The 15087-nt window shown below is 28.8% G+C and carries 11 protein-coding genes; 8 read left to right on the top strand and 3 right to left on the bottom strand.

What is annotated here, in order from left to right:
* The first annotated feature begins 47 nt into the window (after positions 1-47).
* The 3 genes from truA (at position 48) to yaaA (ending at position 4251) form a co-directional block, all read left to right on the top strand.
* On the top strand, positions 48-785 hold the full coding sequence (truA, locus tag CLOPA_RS10065) for a tRNA pseudouridine(38-40) synthase TruA (protein ID WP_015615320.1): 738 nt from the start codon (positions 48-50) through the stop codon (positions 783-785).
* Positions 786-1561: 776 nt separating this feature from the next.
* Complete coding sequence (locus CLOPA_RS10070; protein WP_015615321.1) at positions 1562-3085, top strand: L-lactate permease; 1524 nt, start codon at positions 1562-1564, stop codon at positions 3083-3085.
* Positions 3086-3492: 407 nt separating this feature from the next.
* Positions 3493-4251, top strand: a complete 759-nt coding sequence (gene yaaA / locus CLOPA_RS10075) for a peroxide stress protein YaaA (RefSeq protein WP_278246057.1) — start codon at positions 3493-3495, stop codon at positions 4249-4251.
* Between the two features lie 310 nt (positions 4252-4561).
* On the opposite strand, the gene CLOPA_RS10080 is transcribed toward yaaA, so the two are convergent.
* Positions 4562-5782 carry an IS256 family transposase gene (locus CLOPA_RS10080; protein WP_015614553.1) on the bottom strand — a complete coding sequence of 407 codons (1221 nt, stop codon included), beginning with the start codon at positions 5780-5782 and terminating at the stop codon, positions 4562-4564.
* Between the two features lie 75 nt (positions 5783-5857).
* On the opposite strand from CLOPA_RS10080, the gene ytvI reads away from it, so the two are divergent.
* The 3 genes from ytvI (at position 5858) to CLOPA_RS10095 (ending at position 8763) form a co-directional block, all read left to right on the top strand.
* Complete coding sequence (gene ytvI, locus CLOPA_RS10085; protein WP_278246058.1) at positions 5858-6853, top strand: sporulation integral membrane protein YtvI; 996 nt, start codon at positions 5858-5860, stop codon at positions 6851-6853.
* 231 nt (positions 6854-7084) lie between these two features.
* Entirely contained in the window at positions 7085-7504 is a 420-nt protein-coding gene (locus tag CLOPA_RS10090; protein ID WP_015615324.1) for an ArsC/Spx/MgsR family protein, read from the top strand.
* A gap of 305 nt (positions 7505-7809) precedes the next feature.
* Positions 7810-8763: an AEC family transporter gene (locus CLOPA_RS10095; protein WP_015615325.1), complete on the top strand. Its 954-nt coding sequence runs from the start codon at positions 7810-7812 to the stop codon at positions 8761-8763.
* A gap of 382 nt (positions 8764-9145) precedes the next feature.
* On the opposite strand, the gene CLOPA_RS10100 is transcribed toward CLOPA_RS10095, so the two are convergent.
* Positions 9146-10645: an aldehyde dehydrogenase family protein gene (locus CLOPA_RS10100; RefSeq protein WP_015615326.1), complete on the bottom strand. Its 1500-nt coding sequence runs from the start codon at positions 10643-10645 to the stop codon at positions 9146-9148.
* A gap of 456 nt (positions 10646-11101) precedes the next feature.
* Here CLOPA_RS10100 and CLOPA_RS10105 point away from each other — a divergent pair, with 456 nt between their 5' ends.
* Entirely contained in the window at positions 11102-12013 is a 912-nt protein-coding gene (locus tag CLOPA_RS10105; RefSeq protein ID WP_015615327.1) for an AEC family transporter, read from the top strand.
* A gap of 188 nt (positions 12014-12201) precedes the next feature.
* Here the strand turns inward: CLOPA_RS10105 and CLOPA_RS10110 are convergent, their stop codons facing one another.
* Positions 12202-12858 (bottom strand): DUF2271 domain-containing protein, encoded by a 657-nt coding sequence (locus CLOPA_RS10110; RefSeq protein WP_015615328.1) that lies wholly within the window; start codon positions 12856-12858, stop codon positions 12202-12204.
* A gap of 753 nt (positions 12859-13611) precedes the next feature.
* Here CLOPA_RS10110 and CLOPA_RS10115 point away from each other — a divergent pair.
* Positions 13612-15057 carry an NAD(P)/FAD-dependent oxidoreductase gene (locus CLOPA_RS10115; RefSeq protein ID WP_015615329.1) on the top strand — a complete coding sequence of 482 codons (1446 nt, stop codon included), beginning with the start codon at positions 13612-13614 and terminating at the stop codon, positions 15055-15057.
* Positions 15058-15087: the final 30 nt, after the last annotated feature.

The following is a 15087-nucleotide window of genomic DNA, read 5'->3' on the forward strand; positions in this document are numbered from 1 at the left end:
AGAAAAAATAAACAATGGATAAGAAAATAGATCAAAGGTGGTACTATATGAGAAATTTAAAAATGACAATTCAGTATGACGGAAGCAAGTATAAGGGATGGCAAAAACAAAAATATGGTGAGTCAACCATACAATATAAAATAGAAAATGTTTTATCTAAAATGACTGGTGAAGATATTCAAATAATAGGTTGTGGAAGAACTGATGCAGGAGTTCATGCTGAAAATTATATAGCAAATTTTCATACTAATAGTGAGCTTACTGTAAATACTATGCTAGACTATTTATATGAATTTTTACCTGAAGATATAGTAGTAAAATCTATTGAGGATACTGCAGAAAGATTTCATGCCAGATATAATGCTAAATCAAAAACTTATTTATATAGAATAAATAATAATAAATTTAGAAATGTATTTACTAGAAAGTATGCTTACCATACTGATGAGAGGCTTAATTTAAATGAAATGAGAAATGCAGCAGAGATTTTAATTGGAACTCATGATTTTCAGAGTTTTACTAATTTAAAGCCTAATGGTAAATCCACCATTAAAATTATAAATTATATAAACATATTAGAAAAAGAGGATATCATAGAAATAGAAGTAAATGGAGATGGATTTTTACTTAATATGGTTAGAATTATTGTGGGAACTCTTTTGGAGGTGGGTAAAGGGAAGCTTAAATCCATGGATATAGAAAAAATATTAGATAAAAGAAAAAGAGAAGAATACGGTCCAATAGCTCAGGCAAAAGGTTTATATCTAAAAAATGTTCAATATTAGTTTGTATGAAGTTATTGTCATACTCAAATAGATTATAACAGATGCTTAATATATGGTATTTTTATGCTAATAAAAGGTATTTCTTCAAATTTAATTCGGTAAGTATTTCAGGAAATCATTTATAAGGATAATTCTATTTACAAATATAGAGATAATAATGGTTACAGGATTTACTTACTGAATTTATATTTAAACAGAGTAATTGCATGGAAATATAAATTTTGAATTTTTATTACATATAAGTAATAATTTAACGATGTTTTTGCATACTTTGATAATAGTAGTTAAGTTAAAATGAATTTTTAATTATCATAAAATAGGTAGATAGAATAGCTTATAGTAATTCGCAGCTATAAATTATTTTACTGAAAAATAACTATTATTGCAATTATTACAATATAATGATAATATAGAAATAACAAGTAGAATTTTGGTAATAATTCATTAAAGGAGATGTTATAAGTAGTTATGTAGCATTTTTTATTGTTTCAACATTTTTATTTTTTGTAGTAATATAGTTTTCATAAAATGAAAACGTTTAATACAAATTTATTATATTATTGATGCAAAGTATAGAAATAGTAAAGAAAAAGGATAAAATATATTTTCCTATAATGAGAATATTCATAGGTATATGTTCTACCTGTGGAGCCTAAGGTTAAATAAAAAGCGACATTGTCGCTTTTTTTATGGCGTTGAAGAAGTTATAGGATAAAATATATTAATCATATTGCTGCCACATTATCCTGTGGCATAATAAATAGGGGGAGAAATTTATGAATATTTACGTAATATTTTTTATTGCTCTGATTCCAATTGTATGGTTAATGATTTCCTTAGTAGCATTAAAAATGCCAGGCCATAAAACCTGCCCAGCTACATTACTGATAACTATAATTCTAGCTGTTATTGTCTGGAAAATGCCTTTAGCACAGTCAATAACTGCATCCTTAGAAGGAGCAGCAATGGCAATATGGCCTATAATGCTTGTAATAATTGCTGCTGTGTTTACTTATAATCTATCTGTTTATACAAAAAGTATGGATATAATTAAAAAGATGATGACTAGTATTACCACAGATAAAAGAATTTTAGTTCTTATTCTTGCCTGGGGCTTTGGTGGCTTCCTTGAAGCTATTGCAGGGTTTGGCACGTCAGTAGCTATACCTGCCAGTATAATGGCAGCGCTTGGATTTGAACCAATATTTGCAGCAATTATATGTCTAATTGCAAATACAACACCTACAGCTTTTGGGGCCATAGGACTTCCTGTTTCTACACTTGCTAAGATAACTAATATAGATGTAAATACATTAAGCTATGCAGTTGGAATACAGTTAACATTATTAATTATTATAGTTCCAATAATTTTAGTTATGCTTACAGGGAAAAGTGTGAAGTCTATAAAAGGGGTGTTTTTAATATCTTTAGCTTCAGGACTTTCTTTTGCAATACCAGAAGTTGTAGCGGCTAAATATTTGGGAGCAGAATTACCAGCAATACTAGGTTCAGTTATTTGTTTGGTAGTTACTATAAGTATAGCTAAAGTATTTTATAAATCTTCTGCATCAAAAAAAGTTGAAAAAATATCTTTTAAAGAAGGATTTCTAGCATGGGTTCCATTTATTTTGATTTTTACATTTATTATATTTACCAGCTCTTTATTTAAGCCAATAAGTGGCGCATTATCAAATATACAAACATCAATTCAGATTTATACAGGAGTAAGTGCTAAACCATACTCATTTCTATGGATTGCAAATCCAGGTACATTAATTATAATAGCAACCTTTATTGGTGGATTAATTCAGGGTACTAGCTTTAAAGAAATAGTAAACGTTTTTATAAATACAATTAGACAGATGAGTAAATCTACAATCACTATAGTTTCAATATTGGCATTGGCAAAAGTTATGGGATATTCTGGAATGGTAAAATCTATAGCCGTTGTTTTGGTGTCAGGAACGGGAAAATTTTATCCAGTAATAGCTCCATTAATTGGTGCTCTTGGAACTTTTGTAACTGGAAGTGATACTTCAGCTAATGTTTTATTTGGTGGACTTCAGGTTGAAATGGCAAAATCTTTGGGATTAAATCCATATTGGCTTGCAGCAGCTAATACTGGAGGTGCAACCGCTGGAAAGATGATATCACCTCAAAGTATAGCCGTAGCAACGGCGGCTACAGGTCTTGCTGGAAAAGAAGGAAAAATATTAAATTCAACATTAAAATTTTGTGTGGCTTATGTGGTGGTTTTAGGATTATTTGCTTATTTTATGGCGCCAGTATTTGGGTTCTAAAATAAGATGATTATATTAAGTTAAATATAAACCTGTTAAAAAGGCGAATTTTTTAATGGAAAATGGAATTTGTCACAATATTTTATTAATATAAGGCAAAAAAGCATTTAGTCTTCTTCATGGTAGATTAAGTGCTTTTTATTTTTATCATTTACCTTATTACGATTAGTTTCTGTAATATTCTATTCTTTAAAAATGTATAATTCAGATGTATGTTTCTAATAAGTTATATAACTTAGTGAAATTAAAAAGGATTCAAATAAGATTATTTGAATTAACAAAAAGGCACGTAGAAAATTTAATTAGATGGTATACTAATTATTCTATAGTATAATTAGTATAAACTTATGTATATAGATTAGTGTAATAAAATGTATTTGGAGGAAATTAACAAAATGATATAGATAATTGCGCCAGCTAAAAGTATGAATGAACATAAAAACATAGCCACTGATTTGTATACTGAACCTATATTTATTAAAGAAGCTGAAGTTTTGATCAAGGAGCTTAAAAGGTATGATCCCATACAACTTTCTAGTTTAATGGCAATAAGTGATAAATTATCAGAATTAAATATTGTAAGATATCACAGATGGAAAAAAACTCATAATATGGACAATTCAAAACAAGCTATAGCTTATTATGATGGTGAAGTTTACAAACAGATAAATTCAGAAAAATTCAATGGTGATGAATTAAGATTTATTCAGCAGCATTTGAGAATTTTATCTGGATTGTATGGAGTAGTTAGACCCTTAGATATTATACAGCCTTATAGATTGGAAATGGGAATTAAATTAAAAAATAAGAAGAGCAATAATTTATATAATTTCTGGAGTGATAAAATTACAAATTATCTAAATGAAGAAATAAAAAATCAGAAAGATAAAAGTTTAATAAATTTATCTTCTAAAGAATATTCACAAGTGGTAAATATTAATAATTTTAATGGAAAAATTGTAAATATAATTTTTAAAGAATATAGGAATGGAACATATAAAATCATTCCTTTTAATGCTAAAAGAGCCAGAGGACTTATGGTAAGATATGTAACAGAAAATTATATTGACAATAAAGAGAGTTTAAAGGATTTTGACTATGGATATAGTTATAGTGAAGAATTATCTACAGATTTAAATTGGATATTTTTAAAAGATATGATATAGGATAATTAATGTAATAAAGGGAAAGCAGTCTATTTACACAACATTTGAGTACGAATGGAGGCAACAAAAAAATGGATATACAAAAACAAAAGAATTTTATTATAAGATTAACTTATATGCTTGTGATAATTGGACTTATATTTGCGAGTCTGTCAATAATTTTGTGTAAACTGCCATAAGAAATTTTAAATTAGATGTTTTTATGAGAAACTAGGTTTGGTATTAGAAATATAAAAACCTAGTTTTTTATATTTATTATATATTTTTACAGTAAAGCATTATAGCTATGACTAGAAGATTATAGGTAAATTTAAAAAATTACAGTTTCAAGCCTATCACTAAAATATATAGATAATTGAGCTAGTATTTGAGCCCATCCACGTATAGATTGGGTCCACTTTTTGCTTATATCCATTGTTGCTAGATAAAGCATTTTAAGTAAAGCATCATCTGAAGGAAATACGCTTTTACTCTTGGTTACTTTTCTTAATTGTCTATTATAGCTTTCCATTGCATTGGTAGTATATATTATTTTTCGTATCTCTGGCGGGTATTTGAAGAATGTAGAAAGTTCTTCCCAATTAGCTTTCCATGAGCGGATAGCAATAAGATATTTATCTCCCCATTTTTCTTCAAATTTAGCTAGCTCCGCTAAGGCTGCATCTTCTGTTGCAGATGTATATACTAGTTTTAAATCTGCATTGAATGCTTTTAAATCTTTATAAGATACATATTTAGAAGAGTTTCTAATTTGATGTATTATGCATCTCTGAATCTCAGTACGAGGATAAATCGCTTTAATAGCTTCTTTAAATCCATTAAGACCATCAACACAAGCTATAAGTATATCATTAACCCCTCTATTTTTAAGTTCATTTAATACTAAGAGCCAGTATTTTGATGTTTCATTAGCTCCAATCCAAATTCCCAAAACTTCTTTAATACCATCTAAGTTTACTCCAATAACTGCGTAAGCAGCCTTGTTTATGACTCTATTATCCTGTTTAACTTTATAATGTATGGCATCCATAAAGATTATAGGATAAACGGCTTCTAATGGTCTATTTTGCCATTCTTTAGCTATAGGAGTAATTTTATCTGTTATACCAGATATTAGTGTAGGCGAAGCCTCAAAACCATATATGTTTTCTAAGTGAGTAGCAATATCTCTGGTAGTCATTCCTTTTGCATACATACCAATAACTTGATCTTCAATTCCAGATATATCTGTTTGATTTTTCTTAACAACCTCCGGTTCAAAACTACTGTTTCTATCTCTTGGTACATCAAGTTGAAATTCTCCAAGATCTGAAATTACCTTTTTAGAGCTTCGTCCATTTCTACTATTAGATGTATTTTTATTTTTGTAGTCATATTTAGAATATCCCAGATGGTCATCAAGCTCCGCTTCTAACATTTCTTTAAGCGTATCGGCGAATAGATCTTTCAATGTTTCTTGAACATCTTTTGCACTTGTAGGCTTTGTTTCCTTAATAAGTTGTTTAATAAGTTCCTTTCTTGAAAAAGACATAATCTGTGCACCCTCCATTTAATAAGAATAATTATATCATCTTTATGGAGTTTACACAGATTATTTTACACTCTCATATTTGCTGCGCTAAAATATGTAATTCCAATATTTATACCATTTATAATCGGTTTTTTTATTTCTTTAATTTTAAAACCTGTTATAAATTATATTACAAAAAAAGGTAACATAAAGCGAAGTTGGATTTCTATTATTACCTTAATAATTTTCTATTTAATATTTTTCATGTTAATTAGTTTATTTGGAGTAAAAATATTTACATCTATAAAAGAAATTTTTAATAATTTGCCTGGATTTTATATTAATACTGTGGAGCCAATATTAAAAGAAGGGGTAGCATGGCTTAGAAAAACTGTTCCACAAACGGATATCTGGCTATCTAATGGCTTTGAGAACATGAATGATTCTATTTTATCATTTGTCAAATCTATGTCTTCAACTGTTGTAAAAGCTGTTGTGAGTGTTGCGGGAGGTATACCATCTTTTTTTATAAAAATTTTATTTACTATTGTTTCATCCTTCTTTTTTACCATTGACTATTACAAGATAACTAAATTTATATTAAGGCAGTTTTCAGAAAAGAATCAGAATATTATAATAAATATTAAAAAAAATGGTGTTGATACAATTTTAAAATTTATACGAGCCTATGCTATTTTAATTACAATTACATTTATAGAACTGTCCGTAGGCTTATCTATATTAAAAATATCAAATTCTATATTAATTGCGGCACTAATTGCAATAATTGATATACTGCCCATTTTAGGTACAGGAGGGACACTATTGCCTTGGGCAATTATATCCATTGTTACGGGCAATATCAGTTTGGCCATTGGATTAGTTAGTCTTTATTTACTTATTCTGATAATTAGACAGGTATTAGAACCTAAAATAGTGGGAAATCAAATAGGACTTCACCCAATTGTTACATTAATATGTATGTTTGTTGGTGCACAGCTTTTGGGATTTATTGGATTATTTCTTTTACCAATTTTAGTAACTATATTAAAGAAAATGAATGATGAAGGAGTAATACGTATTTTTAAATAACTTACTATTTAATTATTATATTATAGTAAATACTATTAATGTAACTTACTTAGTAGGGCTCGTACTTCGGTTATTTTAGAAAAGAGAGAAAGATTGGAAAATACTATTGAAAAATAGTAATAATATGATAAAATATATATAATTAATATTAAATAATAATTAATGTTATCTAAACATGAGTATTTAGACGTATTACCTATATGATTAAATTGCAAGAGGGAGGGAAATTACATGTCACATATTATTTTCTACACTAAACCAGGCTGCAAGGGAGGATTACGACAAAAGGCTTTACTTACATCATCAGGACATGCTGTAGAGGAACGTTCTATTTTAGTTGAAAAATGGACGCCAGACACACTTTATCCTTATTTAAAGGGACTTGATGTTAAAGAATGGTATAACCCAAATGCTACTGCAGTTAAAAATGGTACTATAATTCCTGGAGTTTTGCCAGCTGAAGAGACACTTGAACTCTTATGTAGTGATCCGCTATTAATTAAAAGACCACTTATGGAAATAGGTGATAATTTAATAGCAGGCTTTAATACAGAATATCTTAGTAAATTAATAGAATTGCATAATGTTCCTGATGAAGATTTAACTAAATGTCAGAGTAATGTTAAAGCTGATTCTTGTAAAACAATTTAAAATTTACAATAAATAAAAAAGGCTGTTTAGTACTAAAAAAGAAAAACTATTTCTTATGTATTATATACATTAGAGATAGTTTTTTATTTTGCATAAATTTTATTATCAGATATGGCTATGCTTACTGAATATTTAATACTTATATTCTTTATTAATTATTTAATAAAGTGATATAATGTTATAGGTAAACAATTTCAGAATTTAATATACACATGAATTTAAATTACTAAATTTTATTTGATGTTTAAGCTTATTTTGGAATTATAATATAATGAAATACTACTTAAATTAAGGTGGGAATATTTTTGAATAATCTAATTTTTAGCTTTAATGCAATAGTGCCAATATTTTTAGTTATGGCAGTAGGATATTTTTCAAAAAAAATAGGGCTTATTGATGAGAAATTTATAAATACAGCTGTAAAATTTAATTTTAAAGTGGGCTTATCTACACTTCTCTTTTATGAAATATATTCTGCACAGGTAGGAAAATCTTTTAATAGTCAATTGTTGCTTTTTGCATTTTTAAGTATAGTTATTTCCGTAGTAGTATTGTGTATAATAATTCCAATATTCATAAAAGATAAAAAGAGAGCTTCGGCTATGATACATACAATATATAGAAGTAATTTTGTATTGCTTGGCATACCTATTGGAATAAATATGCTTGGAAAATCTAATATAGAATATGTAGCTCTTTTATTGCCAGTAGCTATTCCTACATATAATCTTTTAGCTGTTGTAATTTTAGCTGCCTTTGATGAGAATGGTGACATAAATATAAAAGAAAAGATTAAATTTACTATAATTGGTATAATAAAGAATCCGCTTATAATTGCTTCAGTTATAGCTATTTTAATGAAAGCTTGTTCTTTAAAGTTGCCAATGTTTATAGATAAAACTGTATCAGAGGTTGCATCACTAGGTACACCTTTAGCACTTATTACATTAGGAGCACAATTAGAATTTAAGAGTGTAGTAAAAAACTTAAGATATTCATTAATTGCTGCCGTCGGAAGACTTGTAATTTTACCTTGCCTATTAATGATTATCTCAATTTTAATAGGTTTTAGAGGAAACGAATTAGCATCGTTATTTATATTATTTTGTGCGCCTACGGCAGTATCTTCTTATATTATGGCTAGAGAAATGAATTCAGATTATAGGCTTACAGGAGATGTGGTTATTTTATCAACTTTTTTTTCCATGTTTACAATTTTTATAGGTATATATATATTAAAATTTTTTTCCTTTATCTAATTTTTTTTATTTTATAAGCCAGTTAGACCTGATAAAAAAATCACAAAAAATAGTAAATTTTAGGCTTATAAAGTAAATAATCAATTTTTTATAGTGATTATTGATGACTGAATAATTGCTATTAACAAAAAAATTAATATTATTTACTGATTAAATAATATTTGTATATGCTTTATATTAAAAAGAGGAGGCTGCTCAAAAGGTAATAAATATTCATTAAATTTGAGAATGGCCTAATTCAGTTATTAAAAATCAGGTTTTAATAATTATTTTTAATAGTAGAATGACCAAAGAGCTGTATCACAATACCTACATATGCATTGTGATACAGCTCTTTTTCATGAGAAATTCTATTTTTTATATATGGTTGAAGTACTAATATTTAATATAAACCAAGCTTATCATCTGAAATATTTATAAATATATTTTTGGTTTGAGTATAGGCACCAAGAATTGATTTATAGGTTTCTCTTCCTATTCCAGACTTTTTATATCCACCGAAAGGAGCACCAGCAGGTAACTGATTGTAAGTATTAACCCACATTCTACCTGTTTCCACTGCTTTAGCAACTCTTAAAGCTTTATTTATATTTGTTGTCCATACTGCTCCTCCAAGACCATATTCAGAGTCATTTGCCAGTTTAATAACTTCTTCTTCATCCTTAAATTTTATTACTGTGGCTACAGGTCCGAAGATTTCCTCCTGAGCTATTCTCATGTCATTTTTAGCATCTGCAATAAGTGTTGGTTTAATGAACTCGCCAGAATCTAGTTCACCTTCATTAATCTTATAGCCTCCAGTTATAAGGGTTGCACCTTCTTCTTTACCTATTTCTACATAGTTTAATATTTTTTCCAGTTGGCCGTGATTTACTTGTGCACCCATTTGAGTTTCAATGTCCCATGGAAGGCCTACTTTTACTTTTTCAAAGGCTTCTTTTAAAGCGGAAAGAAATTTATCATAGATACCTTCTTGAACAAATAATCTAGAGCCTGCACAGCAAACCTGACCTTGATTAAAAAGTATCCCTAATTGTGCACCTTCAATGGCCTTTTCAAAAGGAGCATCATCAAAGAAAATATTTGCAGACTTACCGCCAAGTTCAAGAGTAGCTGGTATAAGTTTATTTGCAGCTTCCTTTGCCACTTCATAACCTATTTCTGTAGAACCTGTAAAGGCAAGTTTACTGAAACCTTGGTGTTTAAGCATATAATCGCCAGATTTAGAACCCTTTCCAGTAATCAAATTCAATACACCTGCTGGGAGTATATTGCCAATAAGCTTTACAAGTTCTAGAAGACTTAAAGAAGTAGAAGAAGAAGGATGAATGACTATAGTGTCTCCAGCTGCTAGTGCAGGAGCAATTTTCCAGGCTGCCATAAGTATTGGAAAATTCCATGGAATAACCTGGCCAACAACACCAATAGGCTCCTTTAAAACAATGCTCAATGTATTCTTATCAATGTCCTGAGCGGTTCCTTCCTCAGTTCTTATGGCTGCTGCAAAATATCTAAAATGATCTGCACTGGCTGGCACATCAACATTAAGAGTTTCTCTCAATGGTTTACCGTTATCCAGGGTTTCTACTAAAGCTAGATGTTCTGCATTTTCTTCAATTAAATCAGCAATTTTTAGGAGAAGCCTGCTTCTTTCCTCACGGCTTACTGTTTTCCATTCATGAAAAGCTTTCCAAGCTGCATTTACAGCTTTATCTACATCATCATTAGTTGCATCCACAAATTCAGCTAAAAATTTGCCGTTTGCAGGATTATAGCTCTTTATTGTATTATTTTCAGTGCTATCAATCCATTTACCGTCTATATATAGTTTGTAAGCGCTGTCAACTACATTTTCAATATCTTTATTTTCTTTTAATACCATAATAAAACCACCCCATTTAAGTTTTAATAGTTTATAAATTCATCATAGCACTATTGTTTTGGATGTCAAATAGAAGTAATTTTGTTAAAATATTATCAATTTTTGTGATTTTTCATAAGATATATTTTAATTTATCCTATGATTATTTAATTTAATAAACACCTAATCATAAGTACGATAATAGCAGTGGCATATATAGATAAATTATCTAAAATTAGTAGAGATACCAATTCACACTAAATGAACTTTATTGATAACTACAAGAGTTTAATATTTATGGATTAAGTTAGGTATAAATAATTAAATTTTTTGTAAATAATTTTTGATTTATTTGTATAGTTTTATTATACTGTTTTATGTGATAGGATTTAAATTGTGTAATATATGCAAATGGTTACAAAAACAATTTTAAAACATTTTTACAACTTATGAAGTTTTACATTTAGGGGGATTTTTATGAATAGTATCAATAGTCAATTTTTAATTTCCATGCTTATTATAGTATTGGGATACCTTTGTAAAAGATTAAATATAGTTAAGGAGGAAGATGGTGAAGGGCTTGCAAGAATTGTAATTAATGTTACACTGCCATGTCTTATTATAAATACTTTTAGCACTCTAAAAGTTGAACCTTCTCTTGTTAAGTTAACCTTTATAAATATGTTATATGGATTTTTTATGATGGGAATTGGTTTATATGTATTTAGGAAAAAAAAGAGAAGAATAAAAGGAGTTCTTCTTATGCTGCTACCTGCTTTTAATATAGGACTTTTTGCTTACCCGTTGGTTCAGGCAATTTGGGGACATGAAGGTGTAAAATATTTTGGTATGTTTGATTTAGGAAATTCTTTTATAATATTTGGACTATGCTATATTATTGCAAGTTATTTTTCAGATGAAGCTGGAAAGCTGGATATTAAAGAGACAGCAGGCAAAGTATTTAAATCGATACCTTTGCTTACATATATCATTTCAGTAGTTATAAATATCCTAGGGGTGCATTTACCAAAGATGGTTATCGATTTTTCCAGCGTCATATCTAAAGCCAATATGCCAATGTCATTATTACTTTTGGGAATATATTTAAGCTTTAAATTTGATTTACGACAATTTAAAGATATTGCCTCAGTGTTAGCATTAAGATATATCATAGGTTTTACAGTTGGAATTATATTTTTTATATTTTCACCTTTTGATAAGATGTCTAAATATACTCTACTTATTGGATTTATTTTACCAACAGCTTCAGCAATTATACCTTTTTCAATAGAATTTAATTATGACCAAAAATTTATAGGAATATTATCAAATATGACCATATTAATAAGTTTTGTATTAGTGTGGTTTATAGTTGGGTTAACAACTTAATTTATAATGTACATATTGTAATAAAATATCTTTACATATACATTAATGTGATATCCGTTTTCTTCCTATAGAGGATTGGGGATGGATAACACATTAGGTTAAATGCAATATAATATTATTAGGTTTGTGAATTAAAAATTAAGTTTGATAGCGCTTCCAATTGAAAGAATAAAAAATATGTTTTTAAATTATTTTTTTGGAGTAAATTCTGCAGAAACATTTTTTATAAGAGTATCATTATTTGAGGAATCTTTATTTATATAATTAGCCTTAGCATTAGAAGTATTTTCAGAATTTCCTATCTCTATGTCGCCTTTGTAAAGCACACGACTTCCCCAGTAAATATTACCTTCCACAATATAAATGTATTTACCAGGTTTAACAGCAGCACCTTTTTCATCTTTGCAGTCCCAAGTAAGATTAATGTTTCCAGGATTTTGAGTTGCTCCACTAACAGTATCTATCTCATTTTTTGTGGCATTTTTCCATCCTGATTTTGAAATCCATTCTGTAAGAGCTTCTGGTCTTTGTTTGTAACCACCATCAGCGGTATATTTACTGGCATAGAGTGATTTAATATAGTTGCCTTGAGAATCCTCTATCCATACAGCTACTTGATTACTAGCTAGTTTACGTATGTAGTTAAGATTATATTTAATTTTTACAGAACCTGGAGTCTGCTCAGAGGAACTACTGCTATAAGAAGTGCTTTCATTTGTTTTAACATTGTTATTTGGAATGCTAGAACTATTAGAAAGATTATTAGATTTTTTTATACTGCATCCGCTTAGAAATACTAACATACCTATAGATAAAGCTAAAGTTTTAATTTCTGATTTTTTCATATACTTATACCCTCCACTATGTAATTATCTAATTTAAAAATCATCTATTAGAAATGTTAATCAAAAGTATAATTTTCATTGTAACTTATATATAAGCAATAGATTTATCAATGAATCTTACTTGGTGGGAATTTTTGTACTCCCAGCAAGTTTAGATGAATTATCCAGGTACGTGTCGCTGCTATCTCCACCTTTAGAAAAGCAGAGAACCAAAATCTTGGATTTTGTGTGAATCGCTTTCACAGAGTGCGGTGAAGTATTACAGCGACTAGTCATCGGATAAAGTTTACATATGTAAATCTATTCTTATGGTAAACTTATTGGTTAAATAAGTCAAATTGCTTTTAGAAACTTAAAATTTATATGTATTAACAGTATTTTGTATTTAATAAGAGAAAATATTTCAATATTAAAATAATTTTACCGCAATAACAGGAGTATATTGCTATATAAGTAAAATGCGTGAATATTTAGAACGATAAAATTGCAACATTTATAATGAAAATTACTGAAAGTGAAAGTGGAATTTAAGAATTCATTATAGTTTGTTCCTATGACATTTTTTAATAAAAAGTAGTATAATTATCAATAAATGTTATAGTATTTATTCATGAAAAAACTAATAAAGTAAATAAAAACTTGCCTAGGTTCTTAAAGATAAATAATGCAATTAAATAAGATATGCATATATTTTGTTAATTACTTATTGAAAAGGCTTAGGTAATTAAGAAATTTAAAGGAAAGGGTGATAATATGTATGATGTAGCAGTTATAGGTTCTGGTATTGTGGGAGCTTTTATAGCTAGAGAACTTTCCAAGTACAATGTATCTATTGCAATTGTTGAAAAAAATAGCGACGTATCTAATGGAACAACAGGTTCAAATTGTTGTAATATTTATGAGCCGTTTCGTCAGCCTGTGGGAAGTTTAAATCAAAAATTGCTTATAAGGGGAAATGAAATATATGATGAAATTTGTGAGGAATTAGAGGTTCCCTTTAAGAGAATGGGTTCCCTTACAGTAGGTTTTGATGAAGAGGATAGAGAAAAGATAGAAAATATGCATGCCAAAGCCGTTAAAAGTAATGCTCCAGGAGTACGTATAGTAAATAGAGAAGAGATTGCTGAACTGGAACCAAATATAGATTCAAAGTTTGAGTTTGGATTTTATTCTCCAAATTGTGGCTGCCTGTGGCCTTTTCAAATGGTAGTTGCCTTGGTTGAAAATGCCATGGACAACGGAGCTGAATTATTTCTCAACAGTGAAGTAGAGGATATAAAAAAGTTGGATAAGGGATTCAAGGTAATTGCAAAAAATAATACTATAGAGGCAAAGTGTATAATAAACTGTGCTGGGCTTTATGCAGATAAAATAAACAATTCCTTGGTGGAGAATTCTAAATTTAATATTATTCCTAAGAAAGCACAATTTATTGTATTTAATGAGAATATTGGACCTATGTTTAAACATCTTGTAAATAGGTGCCCTAAAGAAGGCGATAGAGGGCTTAATATTTTGCCTACTGTAGGAGGAAATATTATGATGGGGCCGGTGTTTGAATCAGCATCTGATAAGGAATCCTTTGAAACTTCTGCAGATAAAATTGAAATTTTAAAGAAAAAGATGTCTAGATTAAGTGATAAAATACCCTTTGACAATATTATCAGATGCTTTTCTGGATTAAATGGAAAAGAAGAAAGTGGAAAAGTTATTTTAGGGGAATCAGAGAAAGTTAAAGGATTTATAAATGCAGCCAGTGTGGACCAGGGTATAACATGTGCACCAGCTATTGCAGAAATGATAGCAGGCATGGTTAAGCATGTGTTTGAAAGAGATTATGAAGCCATAACACAAAAAACAGATTTTAATCCTAAAAGAAGAAAAATTTATAGATTTAAAGAGCTTAATGACAATGAAAAAGAAGAACTTATTAAAAAGGATTCAAAATATGGCAGAGTAATATGCCGTTGTGAGATGATTACAGAAGGCGAAATAGTAGACGCTATACATAGAAATTGTGGAGCAACTACAGTTAAGGGTGTAAAAAATCGAACGAAAGCCCTTATGGGTGAATGTCAAGGGAGTTTTTGTGAACCTAAAATTCTGGAGATTTTGTCTAGAGAACTTGGAAAAAGTATGAGTGAAATTGAATATGACAATAAAGGTTCATATATCTTATTGAATGACAGTCTAATTTAGTGAGAACTTTTATTTTGAAGTTTCTATTTA

Origin of the sequence: Clostridium pasteurianum BC1, from assembly GCF_000389635.1 — a bacterium.
GTDB classification, from domain to species: domain Bacteria; phylum Bacillota; class Clostridia; order Clostridiales; family Clostridiaceae; genus Clostridium_I; species Clostridium_I pasteurianum_A.